This is a genomic window from Streptomyces sp. NPDC006510 (assembly GCF_040611955.1).
GTDB lineage: Bacteria > Actinomycetota > Actinomycetes > Streptomycetales > Streptomycetaceae > Streptomyces.
Genome location: NZ_JBEXPH010000036.1, coordinates 1 through 22,094 on the forward strand (window position 1 = coordinate 1; position 22,094 = coordinate 22,094).

21 protein-coding genes, 1 tRNA gene and 3 pseudogenes are annotated in these 22,094 nt (G+C 70.3%); 7 read left to right on the forward strand and 18 right to left on the reverse strand.

Going from position 1 to position 22,094, the window contains the following annotated elements; translation table 11 throughout:
- The 3 genes and pseudogenes from ABZY11_RS14220 to ABZY11_RS14230 all read left to right on the forward strand — a co-directional run.
- A partial coding sequence (locus tag ABZY11_RS14220) for a class F sortase (protein ID WP_356479392.1) occupies positions 1–473 on the forward strand: 473 nt, incomplete at its 5' end.
- Positions 474–583: 110 nt separating this feature from the next.
- Positions 584–862, forward strand: a complete 279-nt coding sequence (locus ABZY11_RS14225; RefSeq protein ID WP_356479432.1) for a hypothetical protein — start codon at positions 584–586, stop codon at positions 860–862.
- A pseudogene (locus ABZY11_RS14230) lies at positions 838–1,227 on the forward strand (3'-5' exonuclease); the annotation flags it as partial. The gene ABZY11_RS14225 and the pseudogene ABZY11_RS14230, both read left to right, overlap by 25 nt.
- Here ABZY11_RS14230 and ABZY11_RS14235 read toward each other — a convergent pair.
- The 3 genes from ABZY11_RS14235 to ABZY11_RS14245 form a co-directional block, all read right to left on the reverse strand.
- Complete coding sequence (locus ABZY11_RS14235; protein WP_356479393.1) at positions 1,215–2,054, reverse strand: alpha-L-glutamate ligase; 840 nt, start codon at positions 2,052–2,054, stop codon at positions 1,215–1,217. The pseudogene ABZY11_RS14230 and the gene ABZY11_RS14235 sit on opposite strands and share 13 nt — an antisense overlap.
- Complete coding sequence (locus ABZY11_RS14240) at positions 2,051–3,010, reverse strand: hypothetical protein (RefSeq protein ID WP_356479394.1); 960 nt, start codon at positions 3,008–3,010, stop codon at positions 2,051–2,053. Before ABZY11_RS14240 ends, ABZY11_RS14235 begins: the two co-directional genes overlap by 4 nt.
- Positions 3,011–3,258: 248 nt before the next feature.
- Positions 3,259–3,405: a hypothetical protein gene (locus ABZY11_RS14245; RefSeq protein ID WP_356479395.1), complete on the reverse strand. Its 147-nt coding sequence runs from the start codon at positions 3,403–3,405 to the stop codon at positions 3,259–3,261.
- Between the two features lie 35 nt (positions 3,406–3,440).
- Here ABZY11_RS14245 and ABZY11_RS14250 point away from each other — a divergent pair, with 35 nt between their 5' ends.
- Entirely contained in the window at positions 3,441–3,866 is a 426-nt protein-coding gene (locus tag ABZY11_RS14250) for an SMI1/KNR4 family protein (RefSeq protein WP_356479396.1), read from the forward strand.
- Positions 3,867–3,870: 4 nt separating this feature from the next.
- Here the strand turns inward: ABZY11_RS14250 and ABZY11_RS14255 are convergent, their stop codons facing one another.
- From ABZY11_RS14255 to ABZY11_RS14280, 6 genes are all read right to left on the reverse strand, one after another.
- Entirely contained in the window at positions 3,871–4,470 is a 600-nt protein-coding gene (locus tag ABZY11_RS14255) for a hypothetical protein (RefSeq protein ID WP_356479397.1), read from the reverse strand.
- Between the two features lie 9 nt (positions 4,471–4,479).
- Complete coding sequence (gene rbsD, locus ABZY11_RS14260) at positions 4,480–4,869, reverse strand: D-ribose pyranase (protein WP_356479398.1); 390 nt, start codon at positions 4,867–4,869, stop codon at positions 4,480–4,482.
- A complete protein-coding gene (locus ABZY11_RS14265; RefSeq protein WP_356479399.1) occupies positions 4,866–5,834 on the reverse strand; it encodes a ribokinase in 969 nt (322 codons plus the stop codon). The genes rbsD and ABZY11_RS14265 overlap by 4 nt, the downstream gene beginning before the upstream one ends.
- 118 nt (positions 5,835–5,952) lie before the next feature.
- A complete protein-coding gene (locus ABZY11_RS14270; protein ID WP_356479400.1) occupies positions 5,953–7,926 on the reverse strand; it encodes a substrate-binding domain-containing protein in 1,974 nt (657 codons plus the stop codon).
- The gene (locus ABZY11_RS14275; protein ID WP_356479401.1) at positions 7,916–9,490 is read right to left on the reverse strand and encodes a sugar ABC transporter ATP-binding protein; all 1,575 of its coding nucleotides are present in this window, start codon (positions 9,488–9,490) and stop codon (positions 7,916–7,918) included. The genes ABZY11_RS14270 and ABZY11_RS14275 overlap by 11 nt, the downstream gene beginning before the upstream one ends.
- Positions 9,487–10,503, reverse strand: a complete 1,017-nt coding sequence (locus tag ABZY11_RS14280; protein ID WP_356479402.1) for a LacI family DNA-binding transcriptional regulator — start codon at positions 10,501–10,503, stop codon at positions 9,487–9,489. The genes ABZY11_RS14275 and ABZY11_RS14280 overlap by 4 nt, the downstream gene beginning before the upstream one ends.
- 269 nt (positions 10,504–10,772) lie before the next feature.
- On the opposite strand from ABZY11_RS14280, the pseudogene ABZY11_RS14285 reads away from it, so the two are divergent.
- Both ABZY11_RS14285 and ABZY11_RS14290 read left to right on the forward strand, forming a co-directional pair.
- A pseudogene (locus tag ABZY11_RS14285) lies at positions 10,773–10,967 on the forward strand (sphingomyelin phosphodiesterase); the annotation flags it as partial.
- Between the two features lie 221 nt (positions 10,968–11,188).
- Positions 11,189–12,649, forward strand: coding sequence for an amino acid permease (locus ABZY11_RS14290; RefSeq protein ID WP_356479403.1), 1,461 nt, complete (start codon positions 11,189–11,191; stop codon positions 12,647–12,649).
- Between the two features lie 122 nt (positions 12,650–12,771).
- On the opposite strand, the gene ABZY11_RS14295 is transcribed toward ABZY11_RS14290, so the two are convergent.
- A tRNA-Leu gene (locus ABZY11_RS14295) sits at positions 12,772–12,856 on the reverse strand.
- Positions 12,857–13,107: 251 nt separating this feature from the next.
- Here ABZY11_RS14295 and ABZY11_RS14300 point away from each other — a divergent pair.
- A pseudogene (locus ABZY11_RS14300) lies at positions 13,108–13,369 on the forward strand (DUF2254 family protein); the annotation flags it as partial.
- Positions 13,370–13,640: 271 nt separating this feature from the next.
- Here the strand turns inward: ABZY11_RS14300 and ABZY11_RS14305 are convergent.
- The 8 genes from ABZY11_RS14305 to ABZY11_RS14340 are packed head-to-tail and all read right to left on the reverse strand — an operon-like array spanning position 13,641 to position 21,987.
- Complete coding sequence (locus tag ABZY11_RS14305) at positions 13,641–14,792, reverse strand: sugar phosphate isomerase/epimerase family protein (protein ID WP_356479404.1); 1,152 nt, start codon at positions 14,790–14,792, stop codon at positions 13,641–13,643.
- Between the two features lie 49 nt (positions 14,793–14,841).
- Positions 14,842–16,248 carry a nucleotide pyrophosphatase/phosphodiesterase family protein gene (locus ABZY11_RS14310; protein ID WP_356479405.1) on the reverse strand — a complete coding sequence of 469 codons (1,407 nt, stop codon included), beginning with the start codon at positions 16,246–16,248 and terminating at the stop codon, positions 14,842–14,844.
- Positions 16,245–17,420 (reverse strand): metabolite traffic protein EboE, encoded by a 1,176-nt coding sequence (gene eboE, locus ABZY11_RS14315; protein ID WP_356479406.1) that lies wholly within the window; start codon positions 17,418–17,420, stop codon positions 16,245–16,247. The genes ABZY11_RS14310 and eboE overlap by 4 nt, the downstream gene beginning before the upstream one ends.
- Before the next feature lie 4 nt (positions 17,421–17,424).
- Positions 17,425–18,273 carry a TatD family hydrolase gene (locus ABZY11_RS14320; protein WP_356479407.1) on the reverse strand — a complete coding sequence of 283 codons (849 nt, stop codon included), beginning with the start codon at positions 18,271–18,273 and terminating at the stop codon, positions 17,425–17,427.
- Positions 18,273–18,935, reverse strand: coding sequence for an EboA domain-containing protein (locus ABZY11_RS14325; protein ID WP_356479408.1), 663 nt, complete (start codon positions 18,933–18,935; stop codon positions 18,273–18,275). The genes ABZY11_RS14320 and ABZY11_RS14325 overlap by 1 nt, the downstream gene beginning before the upstream one ends.
- Positions 18,936–18,956: 21 nt before the next feature.
- Entirely contained in the window at positions 18,957–19,844 is an 888-nt protein-coding gene (locus tag ABZY11_RS14330; RefSeq protein WP_356479409.1) for a sugar phosphate isomerase/epimerase family protein, read from the reverse strand.
- On the reverse strand, positions 19,841–20,872 hold the full coding sequence (locus ABZY11_RS14335; protein ID WP_356479410.1) for an SCO3242 family prenyltransferase: 1,032 nt from the start codon (positions 20,870–20,872) through the stop codon (positions 19,841–19,843). The genes ABZY11_RS14330 and ABZY11_RS14335 overlap by 4 nt, the downstream gene beginning before the upstream one ends.
- The gene (locus tag ABZY11_RS14340) at positions 20,869–21,987 is read right to left on the reverse strand and encodes an inositol-3-phosphate synthase (protein WP_356479411.1); all 1,119 of its coding nucleotides are present in this window, start codon (positions 21,985–21,987) and stop codon (positions 20,869–20,871) included. The genes ABZY11_RS14335 and ABZY11_RS14340 overlap by 4 nt, the downstream gene beginning before the upstream one ends.
- Between the last annotated feature and the right edge of the window lie 107 nt (positions 21,988–22,094).

The window sequence follows — 22,094 nt, forward strand, 5'->3', positions numbered from 1 at the left end:
CGGGGACCGGGAAATCCGGGGATTCCCCGGCAGCCGCCCCCGTCCACCTCAGCATCCCGTCGCTGGGAATCGACAGCAAGCTGATGCGCCTCGGTCTCAACCAGGACGGCACCGTCGAGGTCCCGCCCGCCGAGAAGGGCATGACCGCCGGCTGGTACACCGGCGGCGCCACTCCCGGCGAACCCGGCGCCGCGGTCATCATCGGGCACAACAGCACCCGGTTCGGGAAGGCCGTCTTCCACGACCTGAAGAAGATCGGCAAGGGAGCCGACATAGCCGTCCGCAACGACCACGGCGCGGAACTCCACTTCAGGGTCACCGGCACCGAGACGGTCAGCAAGAAGGCGTTCCCGACCGAGAAGGTCTACGGTGCCACCAACACACGCGCCCTGCGCCTGATCACCTGCGACGGCGCCTTCGACGACCGGGGCCACCCGGTGGACAATCTCATCGTGTACGCCAACCGGAGCTGACGACGGCGACCAGGGCCCGTGCCGGCGATACCGGACAACCATGCAGGGCATCCTGCGGACCCGGACTCGACCACGGGTGGGTTCTGAACGGCCGGGCCGCGTTTCCGGTCATGAGCCGTCTGCTCCACCAGCACGGCGGCCGGTTCCCGGATGCCCTGACCCGCGACCGTCTCTTCCACCGGTACGTCCACGGTTTCCTGTGGGGCCGTCACACCGGAGCCACCGAGACCGCTCCCAACCAGGATCTGCGGGCGCTCGACGACGGTGGCGTCGACCGGCTGATCAATGTGCTGCGCCGCAGCCGGGGCGGTCTGCTCACGGTCCGCCCCGACGACTTCGTCGGCTCCAGCATGGGTTCCCGCTTCTATCCCCGGGCGAGATCGGGGTGAGCGCCCGCTTCAACAGGAACTGCGACAAGGCGGTGCAGCGGCTCAAGGCCGCGGGCATCCCTGTCACACGTCTGCGGGGCGATGTGCCCTCCGACGCGGACGCCGTGCAGGTCGGCACGATGCACTCCTTCAAAGGGCTGGAGTTCCGGTGCGTCGCGGTCATCGGCGTGAGTGAGGGTGCGCTGCCGTACGCGCGTGCGGTGACCCCGGCCGACATCGACCGGCTCCAGCACGAGTCGGACCTCCTGGCGGAACGCTGCCTGCTGTTCGTCGCGTGCACACGGGCCCGGGACGGGCTGCATGTGTCGTGGTCGGATACGCCGAGCGAGTTTCTGGTGGAGGCCGGGGTGTCTCAGGCCTCGTAGGCGGGAGGGCCGGGCCGGGGGCGTCGCAGGGCCAGGGCCGCCAGCGCCTCGGGGGCGCCCTTCGGGCCGCGGATGCCCGGGAAGGCGTTGATGTCGACGACGACGGGCTCTCCCTCGCGGTCCAGCAGGTCGACACCGTAGACGTCGAGGCCGAAGACATCTCCTGTGCGCAGGGCGAGCCGGGTCCAGGTCTGCGGCAGGTCGCGGACCAGCGGCGCGGGCCGCGCGCCGTCCGGCGGTGCGCCCACCGGTGCGGGTCGCACCGCCGCGAACACCTCTCCCGCGATCACCCAGAGCTTGTGGTCCCAGCCACTGTTCGCGACGAACTCCTGCAGCACGACGGGCTCGTCGGACCACTCTGCCGCAAGGTCCCCGAGCCCGGCCGGGCCGTCCACGCGGGCGACCAGGTCCGCGCGGCGGCTATGGCGGCTCTTGACCATGAGCGGGTAACCGCTCTCCGGCAGCTCCGGGCCGTGGAAAGCTTCGGACAGTGCGTCCAGGGTCCGTGTCCGGGGCATCGGCAGACCGGCGCCTTCCGCCACGGCGGCGATCCGGCTCCTGTCCTGGCACAGCTCCGTCGCGGCGGCGGAGTTCACCACCCGGGCGCCGAGCGCTTCGAGGAAGCGGGCCAGCGCGAGTGCCCGGGGGGTATGGGCCTTGAGGAGGTAGACATCGGCGGGATCGTCCGGGGCCACCAGTTGCGAGGGGGATCCGGTTCCGGCGTCCGGGTCCAGGAACGTCACCCGGTGCTCCGCCTCGGTCAGTGCGGAGGCGGCCGCGGCGAGCAGCGGATGATCCGGCTTGTCGGTCAGCAGGCACACCCTCATATCTGCGCACCTCCAGGCACCGCTGCCACCATGTCCGCTTCGGTGCCGGGACCGAGGCCGGCGACGGGGTGCGGATGGGGCCGTCCGTGGGGGACCTGCGGCTGCAAGGGAATGCGCGGGGCGGGAGCGAGCATGCCCGTCCGGTCGGCGCCGCCGGTCCTGGCCAGCTCAAGAACGGCGCGGGCCAACCGTGATGCGGCATCGGGAACCTGGCGGAAGCTCGGGAAGTCGTTGATGTCGACGATCACGGGGCCGTCGGGGCCGAGCACCACGTCGATGCCGTAGAGATCGAGTCCGAAGACCGCGCCCACCTTCGCCGCCGCTTCGGCCACCTCGGCGGGCAGGGGGACGACTCTTTCGTCGACCGGCGCGTCCGGGTGGAGCGGGGAGCGGCGCACGGTCGCGTGGAACTCGCCCGCGAGGCAGTAGACCTTGAGGTCGGAGCCCGGATTGGACACGTAGGGCTGTGCGATGAGTTGGCCCTCGTCCGCCTGCTCCGCCTCCGCCAGCCGCCCGGGGGCCGACACAAGTCGCACCCCGCGCCCCGAGCTGCCGTCGGCGGGCTTGACCACCAGGGGGAAGAGCTCGTCGGGCACATCCGCGAACAGCGTGGCCCTCGGTGCCGAATAGGTGACCGGGACCGGCAGCCCGTGATGTCGCGCGATGACCGACGTGAGGACCTTGTCACGCACCGCGCGGATGGACCGCGCGTCGTTCACCGTGGTCAGTCCCACCGCCGCCGCGGCCTCCAACAGGGCGAGCCCGGGGCCGCCGGACACGGTCTTGAGTACCCAGGCGTCATGGGTTCCCGCCCGTACCTCCTCCGAGATCCGCAGGAGTGAGCCGCCGGGGCGCACCACGTCCACTTGGTGTCCCCACGACGTCAGTTGCCGGACAACGTCGAGCGGCATGCCGTCATGCCGGTACAGCTCTTCGACGAGGAAGCAGAGCTTCATCCCAAAACCCCTCGGTGCCCCACAGCTGATGGGGGCACAACGGTGCCTCGCGGTGCTCCTTCGAACACCACCAAAAGGGCAACGCTACGTCACACCTTCCCCAAAGCGACCTCGGCCGTGGGTTACTGATGGTCTGTTGCTTCACCGGCTGTTCTCGTCAGAAGAAGACCCACACCGCAGCAGCGCCTTCGCATACGGCCGCGCCCACCCGACCGCGCCACCAGGGCGGTCAAGGATCCCTGCCTACTTCACACCGCGGAGACTTCCTCTGCGGTCGGGAAGGACACCTGCGCGCCCTGCCTGGTGACGGCTGCCGCGTCCACTCCGACGGCGAGCACGACAGTGACGGCGCCTTCGACACCCAGGGCCACCCGGTGACAATCTCTCGTGTACACGAACCGGAGCTGACAGCAGCAAAAGGAAGGCCCCTGTGAGCCACAAACTGATCCTGGAAGGCGGTGGCGACTCCCTGACCGCACAGGAGTTGAAGGATTTCGAGGAACAGTTCCGGTGTTCGTTGCCCGAGTCGTTCCGCGACTTCTATCTGGAGCAGAACGGTGGCGAGGTGACCGACGAAGAAATCGTCGGCGAGAAGCTCGTCTCGTCCTTCTGCTCGATCCGCACAGGGCGCTTCACGGTCGAGAGCACCTATGAGGACATGCTGGACCAGCACGAGTCGTCGTCGGAGTACGACCTGAGGGAGATGATTCCGTTCGCATTCCCGCTGTTCGGCGGGGTGTTCTTTCTCTCCGTGAGTCCTTCGAGCCACGGAAGAATCTATCTCCTGATCTGGGACAGCGGCCTGGAGGAGGTTTCGTCTTCCTTTTCCGAGTTCCTGGACTGGCTCCGCACCTGAGACGTCAGACCAGGCCGCCCGCCCACGCCGTCAGCGTGGCGAAGTCGTCACCGGAAAGGCCGCGCCGAGGGTCGATCCGGTGCAGTTGGGCAGGACCGTCATGGTGTTCGTTCACCCAGGTGCGGTCGGCCTCCGTGATCTCGTCGTCGACCCAGGCGAACGGTCGGCCCTGCGCCCACTCGACGATTTCCGGCGTCTTCCAGAACACACCACCGCCGGGCACGGCTCGCGACGGGGACCAGGGGATGAAGGGCAGTTCGGGCAGTCCCAGGACCGGTGCGATGAATTCGTTGGCTTCTTCCTCCCACGTCGTCGCCCACACCAGGTCGAGAGGAAGCGCCTCCAATGCCGGACCGTGACTCGGATTGAGCCACACCCGGAGCGGCTTCACGGCCTTGTTCGGCAGCCCTCTCCCGATCAGCCGCCGCCGCTCGGCGGCCTTCCAGCGGGGCGTCAGGAACCGGTGCGTCTCATAGCCTTCGGGCCGCCGGTGCGGCTTCGCGGCATACGGATTCAGCGGCCCGTCCACATCCACCAACAGCACTGGTCGCACCGGCCCACCTGCCCCCTCTTCTCGTGCACCGCACGGTAGCGCCCGGTCCATGAGGAGAGGTCAGAAGAAGACCCCGCACCGGAGGAGCACATTCGCGTACGGCCGCGCCTCGCCCGTCCGTACCACCAGTCGGGCTCCCGCCGAGAGTAGCTTGAGCTCGTCGTGGGGTACGTGGGCGAGTCCGGGGAGACGGTCGTCCAGGAGACGGGCGGCCTCCGGATTGGCCTCCGTGACCTCGTGTGCCGCTGTCGCGCCCTCCACCACGAGTTCGTCCAGCAGGCCGTCGAGAACCTCGGCGAACGACGGGACGCCGGCGCGGAAGGCCAGGTCGACGAGGCGGGGGCCGTCCGGGATGGGCATGCCCACGTCGCAGATCAGCACTCCGTCGCCGTGGCCCAGTTCGGCCAGGGCCCCGGCGAGGTGGCGGTTGAGGATTCCTGCCCTCTTCACGGGGCCGGGACTTCCTCTGCCGCCGGAACTTCCTCTACCGCCGGAACTTCCTCTGCCGTCGGGAAGGACGCCTGCGCGCCCTGCCTGGTGACGGCTGCCGCCCCCACCCGCACGGCGAACGCGGCAGCATCGGTGAGCTCTTCGCCCAGGCCGAGCCGCCAGGCCAGGGCGGCCGTGAAGGCATCGCCGGCCCCGGTCGTGTCCACTGCTTCGACCTTGGGGCTCGGTACGGGTACGACATCGCCGGTGCGGCCGTCCGCGACGAGCGCCCCCGCCGCCCCCAGCGTGACCACGACCGACTGCGGGCCGAGTCCGAGCAGTGCTCGCGCCCACTCCTGGGGCGTGGTGCCTGCGGCTTCGCCCAGCAGGTAGCGCGCTTCGTGCTCGTTGACCACCAGCGGGTCACAGGCGGCCAGCACATGGTCGGGCAGGGACGCGGGCGGGGACGGGTTCAGCACCAGCCGGGTACCGGGTGACATCGCACCGGCCACCTCGGCAACCGTCTCCAGCGGGATCTCCAGCTGTACGGAGACGACCCGGACCGCACCGAACAGGGCGCCGGCCGCCCGGATGTCCTTCGGGGTGAGGCGGGCGTTGGCCCCCGGCGACACCACGATGCTGTTGTCGCCCGAGGGGTCCACGGTGATCAGCGCGACGCCGGTGGGGGCGCCGCCCACGAGGACGCCGGCGGTGTCGACGCCCGCCGCCCGTTGTGATTCCAGCAGCAGACGGCCATGCGCGTCGTCGCCGACCCTGGCCAGCAGGGCCGTACGGGCTCCGAGGCGAGCGGCGGCGACTGCCTGGTTCCCGCCCTTGCCGCCCGGGTGGACGGCCAGATCGGAGCCGAGGACGGTCTCACCGGCTGCGGGGCGGCGCTCGACGCCGACGACCAGGTCGGCGTTGGCGGAGCCTACGACCAGCAGGTCGTACCGGGCGTGATCGTCGTCGTGGTCGCTCTCGTGCATGGTTCCTGCTTTCCGTGGTCAGGCACTGCTCGGCTTGTGCTCGGTCCCGCTCAGGTGCACCGGGCCGACCGGTCCCGCTCAGTCGTACTCAGTCGTGTTCAGTCGTGCTCAGTCGCGTTCAGGAGAAATCGGCGACGTTCTGCTTGGTGACGACCTTCACCGGCACCTTCACCATGCTGTCGACCTTCTTGCCCTGCGCCGCCTTCACCGCGTTCTGCACGGCGATCTTCCCCAGCTCCTTCGGCTGCTGGGCCACGGACGCGTACAGCGTGCCCGCGCCAACCGCCTTCAGGCCGTCCGGAGTTCCGTCGAATCCGACGACGGACACCGACTTTCCTGCCTTGCTGCCCAGTGCCCTGACCGCACCGAGCGCCATCTCGTCGTTCTCGGCGAAGACACCGGTGATACCGGGGTGGGACTGGAGCAGGTTGGTCATGACGTCCAGGCCCTTCGTGCGGTCGAAGTCCGCCGGCTGCTTGGCCACGACCTTGATGCCCGGGTACGCCTTGAGGCCCTCGGCGAAGCCCGCGCCCCGCTCGCGACTGGCCGAGGTGCCGGCCGTCCCCTGGAGAATGACGATGCTGCCCTTGCCCCCGAGCCTGTCGGCCAGCGCCTTGGCGGCGAGCCTGCCGCCGGCGACGTTGTCGGATGCCACGAGCGTGGCGGTCTCTGCCTTGTTGACCCCCCGGTCGGCGGCGATCACCGGGATGTCCGCGTTGTTGGCGCCCCGGACGGCGGGGCCCGCCGCATCCGAGTCCACCGGATTGACGATGATCGACTTCACGCCCGAACTCGTGAAGTTCTGGAGCTGGTTGGCCTGCTGCGAGGCGTCGTTCTGGGCGTCGGTGACGGTGAGGTCGACCCCGGCCGTCTTCGCCTCCGCCTGCGCGCCCGCCTTCATCTGCACGAAGAAGGGGTTGTTGAGCGTGGAGAGCGACATGCCCACCTTGGTGTTGCCGCCGGAGGAACCGGAGTTGAAGTAGGACACCCCGCCCACGACCACGGCCACGCACAGTGCGGCGATACCGAACTTGACCGCTCCCGCTCCCTTGCGACCGGATCCCGGTGAGCCCGGCGCGGCGGACGAACCGCCCGGCGCCGCGGCTCCGGATCCGGCCTTGCGGCGGAGCGTGTCCAGCAGCACCGCGAGGGCGATGACGACACCGATGACGACCTGCTGCCAGAAGGCGGACACGGAGAGGAGGTTCAGCCCGTTGCGCAGCACGGCGAGGATGAGCGCGCCGATCAGAGTGCCGGAGGCCTTGCCGACGCCGCCGGCGAGGCTGGCGCCGCCGATGACGACCGCGGCGATCGCGTCGAGCTCGTACCCCTGCGCGGCCTGCGGCTGCGCGGAGGTCAGCCGGGACGCGAGGACGATGCCCGCGACCGCGGCGAAGAGCCCGGACAGGGCGTAGATGACCAGCTTCTGCCGGGTGACGCGCAGTCCGGAGAGCCGCGCGGCCTCCTCGTTGCCGCCGATCGCGTACATCGAACGGCCGATGTAAGTACGGGCCAGGATCAGCGCCGCGATCAGCCCCATCACGACCATCACGAGGACGGGGACGGGCAGCCAGCCACCGAGCGTGTCGCCGAGCACGGAGACGGAGCCGGGGAAGTCGATCGGTTTGCCCTGGGAGATGACCAGGGACAGACCTCGCGCGATCGACAGCATCGCCAGTGTCGCGATGAACGGCGGCAGTTTGCCGTACGAGACGAGGGCTCCGTTGACGAAGCCGCAGGCGATGCCGGTGGCGACGGCGAGGATGACCGCCAGCCAGACCGGCAGCCCCTCCGAGGTGGCCGACCAGGCGAGGACCGTCGCGGAGAGCGCGGCCACCGAGCCGACGGACAGGTCGATGCCAGCCGAGACGATGACGAAGGTGACGCCGAACGCGAGGATCGCGGTGACGGCGGCCTGCACGCCGACGTTCAGGAGGTTCTGGGTGGTCAGGAAGTCGCTGGAGAGCAGCGACATCGCCACCAGCAGTACGACCAGGGCGGTCAGGGCACCGTTGTCGAGCAGGAGTCGGCGGACCGTGCGCCCTGCGGCGCCACTGGCGCCCGTATTGCTCTTGAGCGTGTCAGTGGCCACGGGGGCTCTCCTCTTCGTTCACGGTCGGATCCGCTGCCGTAGTTGTTGTGGGCGATGTGGTGGGCGATGTGGTGGGGGCCGCGCTGACGGCGAGGGCCATCACGGCGTCCTGGGTCGCTTCGTGCGCGGGGAGTTCTCCGGCGATGCGGCCCTGGGACATGACCAGCACCCGGTCGCTCATCCCGAGGACTTCGGGCAGGTCGCTGGAGATCATCAGAACCGCGTGACCCGATGCGGTCAGTTCGTTGATGAGCTGGTAGATCTCGACCTTGGCGCCGACGTCGATCCCTCGGGTCGGTTCGTCGAGGATCAGCACCCTGGTGTCGGCGAGCAGCCACTTGCCGATGACGACCTTCTGCTGGTTGCCACCGGAGAGCGTACGGACGTGCTGTCCGAGACCCGCCATCCGTACGCCGAGCTGCTCGGCGATCCGGGCGGCGGCCAGGCGCTGCCCCTTGAGGTCCACGAGCCCGGAGCGGCTCGCCGAGCGCAGGGTGACCAGGCCGAGGTTCTCCTGCACCGAGGCATCGAGCACCAGGCCCTGCCCCTTGCGGTCCTCGGGCACGAGGCCGATTCCGGCGCCCATCGCGGCGGTGACGTCGTGCTTGGCCAGCCGCTCGCCGAGCACGTCGACGGTGCCGCCGTCGTAGGGGTCGGCGCCGAAGACGGCGCGGGCGACCTCGGTGCGGCCGGCGCCGACGAGACCGGCGAGACCGACCACCTCTCCGGCCCTCACCTCGAAGCTGATGTCATGGAACACGCCGTTGCGGGTCAGGCCGCGCACGGACAGCAACGGGCTCCCGGTTTCCGGGCGTTCACGGGGGTACTGCTGGTCGATGCTGCGCCCCACCATCAGCTGTACGAGCTCCGCCTCGGGCGTAGAGGCGGGTACCTGGTCGATGCTGCGGCCGTCGCGCAGCACCGTGACCCGGTCGCCGAGCGCCGCGATCTCTTCGAGGTGGTGGGTGATGAAGACGACCCCGACCCCGTCCGCACGCAGCTGCCGCACGATCCGGAAGAGCTTGTCGACCTCTTCCGAGGTGAGGACCGCAGTCGGCTCGTCCATGATCAGGACGCGTGCGTCCAGGCTGAGCGCCTTGGCGATCTCCACCATCTGCAGCCGGGCGATGCCCAGTTCACGGACCTTGGCCTTCGGCGAGACGTGCAGGCCGACCCTACGCAGCAGGACCTCGGCGTCAGCCTCCATGCGGCGCCGGTCGATCATCCCGAAGCGGCGCGGCTGCCGGCCGAGGAAGATGTTCTCGGCGACCGTCAGATCGGGTACCAGGTTGAACTCCTGGTAGATCGTCGCGATTCCGAGCCGTTCGGCGTCCTGCGCGCTGTGGATGCGGACCTCGCGCCCCTGGGCGAATATCCGGCCGCTGTCCGGGCGGTAGGCGCCGGAGAGCATTTTGATGAGGGTGCTCTTGCCCGCTCCGTTCTCGCCGAGCAGGACGTGCACTTCGCCGCTGCGCAGGTCGAAGTCCACGCTGTCCAGCGCGACCACACCGGGGAAGGTCTTGCGTACGCCTTCGATGCGCAGCAACTCGTCCGGACTGCTCACAAGCTGCTCCTCTGGTCCGATGCGGGCTCGCCGCAGGAACGGCGTACGACGAGGCGGGCGGGAAGGGTGACGGACTGCGGGGACCGGCCCTCGACGATGTCGACCAGCGCGCGGACGGCGGCGCGGCCGAGTTCGCCGGTCGGCTGGGCGATCGCCGTGATCGGCGGGTCGGTGTGGACGAACCAAGGGATGTCGTCGAAGGCGGCGAGTCCGACGTCCTGCGGGACTCGCAGGCCGGCCGCCCGGATGGCGTCCAGCGCGCCGAGCGCCATCAGGTTGTCGGCGGCGAAGACCACCTCGGGCGGCTCGGGGAGTGCCAGGAAGCGCTCGGTGACGCGCCGACCGCTGTCCGCCTGGAAGTCGCCCTGGCCGATATAGACCTCGGGCAGGGTGAGTTCGTACGCGCGCAGTGCCTCGCGGAAGGCCTCGACTCGCTCGTTGCCCGTGGTGGTGGCCGCAGGGCCGGCGATGATGGCGAGCCTTCGGTGGCCCAGCGCGTGCAGATGGGCGACCAGGTCCCGGATCGCACGGCGACCGTCGGCACGTACGACGGGGACGTCGACGCCGGGCATCCAGCGGTCCACGAAGACCATCGGGGTGCCGCCGCGCGCCACATCCGCCATCAGCGGGGAGTCGCCGTCCGCGGGGGAGACGAGAAGCCCGTCGATCCTTCGGTCGAGCAGCGTACGGACGTGGTGGTCCTGCAACTCCGGCCGCTCGTCCGCGTTACCGATGATGACGCTGTAGCCGAGGGCGCGGGCCTCCTCCTCGACGAAGCGGGCCAGTTCGGTGAAGTAGGGATTGAGCACATCGCTGATGACCAGGCCGAGGGTGCGCGTCTGGTCGGTACGCAGCGAACGGGCGACGGCGTTGGGCCGGTAGCCGAGGGCGTCGACGGCGGCGAGGACTCGTGTCCGCGCGTCCGGGCTGACGGAGGGATGACTGTTGAGAACACGGGAGACCGTGGCGACGGACACTCCCGCCTCGGCCGCGACATCCTTGATGCTCGCCATTTCCGGACCACCTCCTTGTGGTTTCCGTGAGCCTCGAAACCAGCGGCCCAGAGCCGTGGAATCGATTACAGCGACGATTGGAATCGATTACATGACCGAAAACAAGACCTCACAGGGCACCCGGGGCCTGATCGTGACGAAGGACACGGAGGGAGCCGGGGCACGGTCCGGGGCGGCACACCCGGCAGCGGGCGGGTCGGCTCGGGGCAGCGGCACCGGCCGGTCGCGCTCCCCGACGGCTCCCGCGACAGCCGTGGCGAACTCCCTCCGTACTGAGCAAGTGGCCGATCGTCCGCAAGGAGCAGTGCATCCACAAGGACGCCTACGGTAGCGACCGGTGGCCCAACAAGGGCTTCGTCCATGCCGAGTTGAACGTGAACGGCACGAAGGCGCATGCGGTGGGGACGCACGCACAGGTGACCGAGCGGGGTTGCGGGGCGGGTGAGGCAGCGCAGATGCGCACCGGCAGCGGCACCGGCACCCGACGGCCCCTCCCCCACGAGATCCCTTGATTACCGGCCCGTAACCTCTGAAGTACCTCAGATTCATTCCTCAGTGATGTGGGGCACTGACAGAATCGCAGGAATCCCGGATGATGTGTCGTCGAGCCGCGCCACGGTGACGACTCCCTGGCCGGTCATGGCCGGGACCGCCCACCCTCCCCTCACAAAGGCGAATCTGCTCCATGAGTGACCGCACCACTGCGGCCGATACGCTCGCCGCCGCCCCACCGGCGGCGGGCTCCCCCCACCGGGACGCCGGCGACGCCGGTTACAGCAAGGACCTCAAGTCCCGTCACATCAACATGATCGCCATCGGCGGCGCGATCGGCACCGGCCTGTTCCTGGGTGCGGGCGGGCGACTGGCCGGTGCGGGTCCCTCCCTCGCCGTTGCCTACGCGGTCTGCGGTGTCTTCGCCTTCTTCGTCGTCCGCGCGCTCGGCGAGCTGGTCCTCTACCGGCCCTCCTCCGGCGCCTTCGTCTCGTACGCCCGGGAGTTCATGGGCGAGAAGGGCGCCTTCGCGGCCGGATGGCTGTACTTCCTGAACTGGTCGACCACCGCCGTCGCCGACATCACCGCGGCCGCCACCTACGCCCACTTCTGGGCGATGTTCAGCGACATCCCACAGTGGATCCTCGCGCTGATCGCCCTTGCCGTCGTCCTCACCGCCAACCTCATCTCGGTGAAGTACTTCGGTGAGATGGAGTTCTGGTTCGCGATCATCAAGGTCTCCGCCCTGGTGGCCTTCATGCTCATCGGCATCTTCCTGGTGGTCACCCAGCACCCGGTGGACGGTCACACGCCGGGCATCTCCACCATCTCCGACAGCGGTGGTATCTTCCCCACCGGCATGCTCCCGTTGCTGATGGTGATCCAGGGCGTCGTGTTCGCGTACGCCTCCGTCGAGCTGTGCGGCGTCGCCGCGGGTGAGACGCAGAACCCCGAGAAGATCATGCCCAAGGCGATCAACTCGATCATGTGGCGTGTCGGACTCTTCTACGTCGGTTCGGTGGTGCTGCTGGCCCTCCTGCTGCCGTACACCTCGTACTCGGCGGACGAGAGCCCCTTCGTCACCGTCATGGAGAAGCTCGGTATCCCGGGCGCGGCCGGTGTGATGAACCTGGTCGTGCTGACCGCGGCGCTGTCCAGCCTGAACTCCGGTCTGTACTCCACCGGGCGCATCCTGCGCTCCATGGCGCTGGCGGGCTCCGCGCCCAAGTTCACCGGCCGGATGAACAAGGGCCAGGTGCCCTACGGCGGCATCCTGCTGACCGCCGGTTTCGGTGTACTCGGCGTCGTGCTCAATTACGTCATGCCGGGCCAGGCGTTCGAGATCGTCCTCAACTTCGCTTCGATCGGCATCCTCGGCACCTGGGGCATGATCATGCTCTGCTCCCTGCTGTTCTGGCACCGCTCGCGGGACGGCAGGGTCACCCGCCCCTCGTATCGGCTGCCCTGGGCCCCGTACACGCAGATCGTCACGCTGGCGTTCCTCGCCGGTGTCGTGTTCCTGATGTGGTGGGGCGGCGGAGTGGGCCGTACGACCGTGCTGTGCCTGCCGCTGATCGCGGCGGCGCTGGTCGGCGGCTGGTTCGTCGTCCGGCGACGGGTGAACGACCTCGCGCGGGAGCGCCGGGACGTCTGATCCTTCCGGCTGCGTGGACGGCCCCGGTGGAAGCGCGAGGACGCTTCCACCGGGGCCGTCCCCATGCTGGCCGAGCCGTCCGGAAACGCAAAAGACCCCAGATGAACTGGGGTCTCTCTCTGTGTCCGAGGGGGGACTTGAACCCCCACGCCCGATAAAGGGCACTAGCACCTCAAGCTAGCGCGTCTGCCATTCCGCCACCCGGACCAGGTGATCGGCCCCGGTCTCCCGCGGCGACAAAGAAAACAATACCAGGGGTTCGGGGCGCCTCTCACCTGCATATTCGGTGGTCAGTGCGGCAGGGTGGGCGTGTCCGTGGGACCTGGGGAGCGTTGTGTACGGTCCGCATTCACATACGTACGCACAGCTCACGGGACGGTTGCCGGGCGGCGTGCGGGCGTGGTGGGGGCGGCCGGGCTACCTTCGCGGGCACGAGTGATCGCGGCTGCCGACGGCCCCTGGCGCTGTCCCCCCTGCGTGAGCATCTGCGCGATACGTTCTGGTTCGCTCCGACGGTGGTGGCTGTGCTCCTTCGCGCTCGAGCGGGCCTACAAGGAAGTCGGCGATCTGATCAGGTTCGCCGACGATTCCAGGACCATCGTCACCACCATCAGCTCGGCAATGATGACCTTCATCGGTGTCGTCCTCAGCATCTCGCTGGTGGCCGTGCAGACGGCGAGCGGGCAGCTCACGCCCCGGGTGGTGAGGATCTTCGTCAGGATCGCGCAGCACCCCCGCCCGTCCCGAGTGCCCGATCCGGGTGCTCTCCACCCCGGGCGGCAGTTCCTCCCGCACCGGGCTCCGGCACGGTCAGCATGATGGTGGGGCGTGGGACCACAAGCATTCGGGGTGCTGGTCAGGCACCGTACGCTCCTGGTGACTGCGGTGGAGCGTACGGTGCCTGACGTCACCGGGCGACGTTCGCACCGCTTCCCGGTCTCCAGGAGTCCGGGGTGAGGCGCGGACCGCCGCTCCGGTACCGCCGATGGTCCTACTTGCGCAGCGCCGCCAAGTTGTCGTAGCCGGTCCGCGCATGGTTCAGGGACTGCGCCGGGACGGTCGAGCTCGGTGCGTTGTCCTGCTCGACCATCGGGTTGTGGTAGTTCTTCGCCCCGACGCGGCGGAAGAACGTCCGGTAGTCGATGACCCCGGTACCGAAGGGGACCATGTCGTAGCCATTGCCGCTGGTCGTGTTGACGATGCCGTCCTTGGCGTGGAACAGCGGGTAGCGCTTGGTGTTGCAGCGGACCAGTGCCGCCGGGTCGAAGATGTTCTCCTGCTGCGATCCGTCGTGCGCGGTGTAGGTATGGAACTTGTACTGAGCGACGTGCGCCCAGAAGATGTCCATCTCCAGCCATACGGACTTCGGGTCGGTGACCTGAAGGAAGTACTCGAGCTTGCGGATGCCGGAGCTGCGGGTGGGGCGGCCCTGTGCGTCCAGCGGACCGCCGTCGAGCAGGAAGCCGTAGGCCGCGTCGTGATTGTGGGTGTACAGCTTGATGCCCGCACCCTGAGCGATCCGTCCCAGCGTGTTCCACTTGTCGGCCGCCATGTCCCAGTCGACACGGTAGGCGCTGCCGATGGGGTCGCCACCGGTGCCCATGTGTTCCATGCCGAGGATGTTCGCGATCTCGAGGTGGCGCTTGAACTGGTCCAGGTCGCTCTGGTCCAGCGGCCAGGATGACGGGATGAAGCCGTGGTTGCCCTGGGCGCGCAGACCGTAGTCGTCCAGCCACGAGCGCAGCAGCTTCGCGCCTTCCACCGATTCGAGGTTGCTTCCGCCGGGTGCGTTGGCGTGCTGGCCGTACCCGGCGAACTCGACCTGCTGGTAGCCGTAGCGGGCCAGCTCCCTGAAGACCTCACGGAAGCCCGAGGGAAGGTCGGTGCTGAGTGGATCCCGGCCCGTGGCGTCGCGCACGGTGTACAGGATGATCCCTCGTCGCTCCGCCGGGACCAGAGCCTGGCCGACGCCCCGCTCCCTGCCGGAGGCGGTCTGGGCGAGGGCCGGCGAAGCGCCGAAGGCGGGCGCGGCGATCGCCGCTGCCGCAGCAGCCGTGCAGGTGCTCAGAAAACGGCGGCGGCTGACGCCGAGGCTGCGGCGCAGGTCGCCGTCCGTTCCGGGTTCGTCGTTGTACGCGATCACGGTCTCTCTCTTTCTCGAAGATGCTCGAAACGCTGTGCACGAACCGATCTCATGCGAGGCCGGCAAGTGTGAGGAGCAAGGACTTCACTTCGGTGGCCCGGACGGGGCCGGTGAACGCGTGGGGGGTGGAGCACAGGATGAGCGGACCTTCTTCGTCGCTCTGCGGAAGGCGTCCGTGGCTGCCGCGAATAGGTGACGGGTCAAGCGGCACGACCGCCATGCGGTAGCGCATGCCCAGCTTCTTGCGGGCGACGGCCGTGGCCGCCTTGACCCGGACGTACGGATCCTGGGGGTCCAGGAAGAGTTCGACGGGGTCGTAGCCGGGTTTGCGGTGGATCTCGACGAGCTGCGCGAAGTCGGGCGCGCGGGCGTCGTCTAGCCAGTAGTAGTACGTGAACCAGGCATCCGGGTCCGCGACGGCGACCAGTTCGCCCGAGCGCGGGTGGTCCAGGCCGTGTGTCTTCTTGCCCTCGTCGTCGAGGAGTTGCTCGATGCCCTGGAGGTCCTGGAGGGCATCGCGGGTGGCTTCGAGGTCCTCGGGGCGGCGTACGTAGACATGGGCGAGCTGGTGGTCGGCGACGGCGAAGGCGCGGGAGGCCATCGGGTCCAGGTACTCCATGCCGTCCTGGGTGTGGACCTCCAGGAGGCCGGCTCGGCGCAGGGCCCGGTTGATGTCGACCGGCCGGTCCACGCGGGTGATGCCGTATTCGGAGAGTGCGACGACGGTGCGGCCTTCGCGGCGGGCGTCGTCCAGGAGGGGGGCCATGGCGCGGTCGAGTTCGGCCGCGGCCCGGTAGGAGCGCGGGTCGTCGGGGCCATAGCGCTGGAGGTCGTAGTCGAGGTGCGGGAGGTAGCACAGGGCCAGGTCGGGGTGGCGGGTGTCGAGAATGTGCCGGGTCGCGTCGATGATCCACTGCGAGGAGACGAGGTCGGCGCCGGGGCCCCAGAAGTGGAAGAGGGGGAAGGTGCCGAGTTTTTCGGTGAGTTCGTCATGCAGGGCGGGCGGCCGGGTGTAGCAGTCGGGTTCCTTGCGGCCGTCGGCGTAGTAGACGGGGCGCGGGGTGACGGTGATGTCCGTGTCGGCGCCCATCGCGTACCACCAGCAGATGTTGGCGACGGTGTAGCCGGGGTGGGCGCGGCGGGCGGCGTCCCAGAGCTTGTCCCCGGCGACCAGACCGTTGTGCTGGCGCCAGAGCAGGATGTCACCGAGCTCGCGGAAGTACCAGCCGTTGGCGACGATGCCGTGCTCGGCGGGCGTGGTGCCGGTGAGGAAGGTGGACTGGGCCGCGCAGGTGACTGCGGGGAGCACGGTGCCGAGAGGGGCGTGGGTGCCGGCCTGCCCCAGGGCCTTGAGGTGCGGCATGTGGTCGAGGAGCTGTGGGGTGAGGCCGACGACGTCGAGAACGAGAAGCGGGGTGGGTGTGGTGGGTGTGGTGGTCTGCTCGGCTGCGGTCATGGGAGCTCCTTGAGGCCGAGGTCGACCAGGAGGTCGCGGGCGAGGGTGAGTTCAGCGGCGATGCCGTCGGCGAGCTGGGTGCGGGTGCGGGGGCGCAGTGCGGCCGGGAGCGCCTGCCAGGTGTATGTCTCGACCTCCAGGTGCCGGGTGAGGGGCCGTGCGCCGCCCACCAGTCGGGTCAGTGTGGAACGGAGCACGGGAAGGGTGGAGGTGAGCGGTGGTGCGGGGGGTGCGTGCAGGGGGACGTGGAAGTGGGCGCGCCATGGGGCGCCGTCCGGCAGGGCCCGGCCGGTGACGGCCTCGTCCAGGTCGTCGGTGCCGCGCAGCCCGGCGGCGGTGCTGGTGCGGGTCTGGTGCAGGAAGCGGGGCTCGGCGAAGGCGGCGAGTGCGGTGCGCACCTCGGGGAGGTGGGGGTGTTCGGCGTGCAGGGCGGCGGAGAGTTGTGCTTTGGCGATCGGGATGCCCGCGGTGCCGAGCGCGTCGACGGCGGTGTCGGGGTCCTCGAAGGAGGTGGCCAGGTGGCAGGTGTCGATGCAGACGCCGATGCGTGGGTGTCCGACGGCGGTGAGGGGGACGATGGCGTCGGCGGTGGTCTCGACCGTGCACCCCGGCTCGGGTTCGAGGCCGATCCGGATGGACTTGCCGGTGAGCTCGGCGAGTGCGTCCAGGCGTTCGCCGAGGGTGGTGAGCGCGCTGTGTGCCGTGCGGGCCGCCTCGGGGTCCGAGTCGAAGGGGGTGCGCCAGGCGATCGGGAGGGTGGAGATGGTTCCTCGGGTGGCGTCGTCGGGGAGCAGGCCGGCCAGCAGCCGGGCGAGGTCGGTGGTGTGGGCGAGCCGTTCCGGATCCGTCCAGTCCGGCTTGTACACCCGGTACTTGACCTCGTCGGCGCCGAATCCCTCGTACGGGAAGCCGTTGAGGGTGACGACCTCCAGACCGCGGCGGTCCAGCTCGGCGCGCAGGGACCGCAGCTCGGCGGGGTCGTTGATCAGGGTGCGGGCGGCGTCCCTGGCGAGCCAGAGGCCGATGCCGAGCCGGTCGCGGCCGAGGCGTTTGCGGACGGGTTCGCAGTGGTCGCGCAGTTGGGCGCGGATACCGTCGAGCGTCTCGGCGGGGTGGACGTTGGTGCAGTACGAGAGATGGACGGTGGAGCCGTCGGGGTGGCGGAAGCGCATCGCCTCACTCCCCGCCGCGCAGGATGGAGTTGCCTTCGTGGAGTGGTTCCGGCGCGGCGATGCCGAGCTGGAGCCGGCCGCTCTGCCCGTAGAAGGCGACGGGGTTGCGCCAGAGCACCTGGTCGACGTCGTCGTCGCTGAATCCGGCGGCGAGCATCGCGTCGCCCACCTTGCGGGTCTTGAGCGGGTCGCTTCTGCCCCAGTCTGCGGCCGAGTTGACCAGGACCTTCTCGGTGCCGTGGATCCTGAGGATCGCGACCATGCGGTCCTCGTCCATCTTGGTGTCGGGGTAGATGGAGAAGCCGGCCCAGCAGCCGCTGTCCCTGGCGTCCTTCACGGTTGTCTCGTTGAGGTGGTCGAGCAGGACCAGTTCCGGGGGGAGGTGGGATTCGCGGATGACGTCGAGGGTGCGGTGCAGTCCGGCGAGCTTGTCCCGGTGCGGGGTGTGTACGAGGGCGGGCAGGCCGTGGTCGGCGGCGAGCTGGAGCTGGGCGGCCAGGGCGGTGTCCTCGGCCGGGGTCATGGAGTCGTAGCCGATCTCCCCGACGGCGACGACGGAGTCCTTGACGAGATAGCGGGGCAGGGCATCCAGGACGGGGACGCAGCGCGGGTCGTTCGCCTCCTTGGGGTTGAGGGCGAGCGTGCAGTGGTGGGCGATGCCGTACTGGGCGGCGCGGAAGGGTTCCCAGCCGAGCAGGGCGTCGAAGTAGTCGAAGAAGCTGGCGGGAGAGGTGCGGGGCTGGCCGAGCCAGAAGGAGGGTTCCACGAGGGCGCGGACCCCCGCGTCGTACATCGCCTGGTAGTCGTCCGTGGTGCGGGAGGTCATGTGGATGTGCGGGTCGAAGATGCGCATCAGGACTCCTCCGTGGGGGCGGCACCGGGGGTGGCGAGTTCGAGGACGCGGGTGAGGTCGGCGGGGACACTGCGGCCCGCTGCGATACGTTCGGCGGCGAAGTCGCCCAGCATGCGGGCGAGTTCGGCGTCGCCGCGCGCGCGTCGGGCCAGTCCGGCGACGGCGTCGACGTCGACCTCGGTGAAGAGGCACTTGAGGATGGCGTGACGCCAGTTGTGCGCGTCGAGATGGGCGGCGGCGTACGGGCCGACGGCCGCGGCGATCAGCCGGGTGTCATTGGTGCGCAGGGCGTCCTCGATGAGCGGAAGGGCGGTGGGGCCGAGGTCCAGCCGGTGCAGGGTGAGCAGGACGGCGCGTCGTTCGGCGGCGGTGCCCTGCTCGTAGAGCCTGGTCAGGGCGGGCAGCGCGGCCCGGGCTTCGATGAGCAGCAGGGCGCGTACGGAGTCGGCGTGTTCGAGTCCGCAGTGCCGGCCGGCCGCGGCGTACCGCAGTTCCCAGGGCGGGGCGGCGTACGGTCCGCCGGGCGGTTCGGTGTCCTGGTGGGAGGCGGCGTGCTCCGCCTCGGCGAGCGCCTCGTCGAGCCAGGCGCGCGCGGCTCCGCCGAGCTGTGCGTCGAGTTCCTTGCGGGTGAGCAGCGGGGGGTTCGTCGGGGATATCGGCATGGCGTCGCTCCCTTCGGGGGTTCAGTAGCTCGACGGACTGTTGCCCGACAGGCTGTGGCTCGACGGACCGTGCTTGCGGAGGAACTCGATGGAGGTGCGGGCGAGTTCGGGGCCGGCGTGGGAGTGGCGGGGCAGTTCGACGACGGTGAGGCCGCGGTAGCCGGTGGCCGAGAGGGTGTCGAGTGCTTCGAGTACGGGCGGGAAGTCGATCTCGCCGTCACCGAACGGGAGGTGTTCATGGACGCCGCGGCGCATGTCCTCGATCTGGACGTGGCGCAGCCAGGGGGCGGCGTCGCGGACGCAGTCGACGGGCAGGGCGGGTTCCAGGCACTGGCAGTGGCCGATGTCGAGGGTGAGCCCGAGCGGTGACGGATCTCCGCTGAGGACGCGCAGATGGTGGAAGTCGGCGAGGGTGGCGAGGAGGTGTCCGGGCTCGGGTTCGATCGCCAGGGGGATGCCGGAGCGCTCGGCGGCGTCCAGGACCGGGGCGAGGGATTCGGTGAGCCGCTGCCAGGCGGTGTCGGGGGTGGTGTCCGGTGGGGTGATGCCGCTGAAGCAGTGCACGGCGTGGGCGCCGAGGTCGGCGGCGATCCCGACGGCCCGTACGAGCAGCCGGGTGCGGGCGGCGCGGGCCTCGGGGTCGGGATCGAGGAGGGAGGGACCGTGCTTGCGGCGGGGGTCGAGGACGTAGCGGGCACCGGTCTCGACCGTGACGCCGAGCCCCAGTTCCTGGAGCCTGGCCGCCACGTGGTGGGTGCGGGCGGCGAGGTCCGGGGCGAGGGGGTCGAGGTGCATGTGGTCGAGGGTCAGGCCGACCCCGTCGTACCCGAGGTCGGCGAGGAGTCCGAGGGCGTCGTCCAGGCGGAGGTCGGTGAGCCCGTTGGTGCCGTAGCCGTAGCGGATCGTCATGTCGGGCTCACCTTCCGGGCGAGGGTGCGGGCGATCGGTACGAGTCCCATGACGGCGAGCGCCGAGCCGGCCGCTCCCGCGCGGGCGGTAAGAGCGGCCTGGAGCGGGATCATCGCCCGGATACCGGCGCCGACGGCGCGCTGGGTGAGCGGCGGGGACGGGTTGAGCGCGGCGTGGAGGAGTGGGACCGCGGCGGTCCGGACGTAGGAGCCGGTGAGCGCGGTGCGCACGAGACCGGGGGTGGTGACGGGAAGGGGCGCGGGTGTGCGGTGCGAGGGGTGGGGCCGGGGCGGCTCGTCCTGCCTGCCGCGTCCCGTGTGCGGGTCCGTCGGCCGGTCTCCGTGCCGGCCACGCTGCTCGTGCAGGGCCGCTGCGCCCAGTGCGGCGACGGCCGCGAGCGCGGCGAGGGGTGCGGTGGTGGATCCGCCGTGCGCCTCGTGCCGGGAGACGGCGGTGACGGCGTAGGTGTGCGCCCCCAGCAGACCGGCGGCCGGCAGGGCGGCGCGAATGGAGCCATGCACGGCCCGATCCGAACCACGGGCGGATCTCGAACCCACCACCGACCTCGTGGTCCGCTTCGCCGTCCCGGTGGCGGTGGCCCCGAGGAGCAGGTCCAGTCCGCGTGCCGCGGCCATCGCCGCGGGCCCGGCCGGGGTGTGCTTCAACCGGAGGTCGTACGCCCACACGGTCGCCGCCAGTCCCGTGGCCACCGCGAGGGCCGGGCGGCCGGCCCTCGCGGCGAGCCCCAGCCCCGCGGCCGTCAGCGCGCCCGCCGCCGCGAGAGCCGCGCCGGGTGCGATCCGGCCCGAGGGGATGGGCCGGTGCGGGCGGTCGACGGCGTCCTCGTCGCGGTCGGCCCAGTCGTTGAGCGCCATGCCCGCCTCGTACAGGCAGAGCGAGGCGCCGACGGCGAGCACGGTTCCGCGGTCGGGGCGCCGGCTGCTCGCCGCCGCCCCGGCCAGCGCGTCGCCGGGGACGGTGAAGAGCGCGGACACCCGTAGCAGTTCCGCCCAGGCGCGTACCGTCATCGTTCCCCCCGCAGCGTCCCGGCGAAGGCGAGCAGCGCCCGGTACTGCTCGAAGAGCGCGGCCGGGCCGCCGTCCGGGTCCTTGAAGTAGAAGCCGAGCTGGGGCAGGGGGCCGCTCATGCCCTGCTCGTGGGCGCGGGCCACCAGCCTGGCAAGGTCCAGGACCAGGGGCGCGGCCAGTGCGGAGTCGCAGCCCTGCCAGGTGGTCTGGAGCACCATCCGCGCGCCGAGGAATCCGTCGAACGCGATGTGGTCCCAGGCTGTCTTCCAGTCGCCGAGGGCCGGTACGTCGTCGATGTGGACCTCGCCCTCGGGTGCGGTGCCCAGCGTGTCGGCGAGGACGCGTTCCTTGCCCGCGTTCTTGGCGGCCGCCGCGCCCGGGTCGGCCAGCGCCGCTCCGTCCCCGCCGCCCAGCAGGTTGGTGCCCGACCAGGCCCGTACGGGCAGGGCGCGTTGCACGAACATCGGGGCGAGGACGGAGCGGAGCAGCGTCTGGCCGGTCTTGCCGTCGCGGCCCGCGTGAGGAAGTCCGCAGCCCGCGACGGCGTCCTGGAGGGCGGGGGTGCGCAGCCCGGTGGATGGGGTGAAGTTGATGTAGGGGCAGCCGGCCCTCAGTGCCGCCGCCGCATAGAGCGAGCTGGCGGGCAGCCCGGGTTCGCCGGGTGCCGGGACGGGTTCCGTGGACGCCACGTTGATGACGACCGTCCTGGCCAGGTCGTGCCGGTGCGCGAAGTCGGTGAGGTCGGCGGCGAAAGCGGTGATGAGTTCCTCGTCGCTGCGGGTGTCGCCGGGCAGTGGCCCGCCGGGCCGTATCGCGGCGTCCGTGGCGGCGAGTTCGGAGTGCACCGCCGATGGCAGTCCGTGCGGCAGCACTCCCCCGGCCTCCAGTGCCTCGGCCCGCTTCGGCAGTGGGCAGCCGGCCGTGTCGTGTCCGCCGAAGACGAGTGAGGTGAGTGCGGGCAGCCCGCTGTCGGTGAAGGGTGGGGTCTCGGTGACCATGCCTGCCGCCGGGTGGAGCCCTGCCGCGACCGCCGCGCACCCCGCGGTGGCGGTGGTGGCGACGGAGCCGCGTGCTCCGATGAACCAGACTCCGGTACGTACGGCGGGTGCTGACACGGGCTGCCTCCCTGGCTGGGGGTGCTGGCTGGGCAGAGCTAGTGGCGCTGTGCGTCGGGGGACGGGGCCGGTGGGGACGGCGGGCGGGGAGGGGGTTGCCTTCCTCG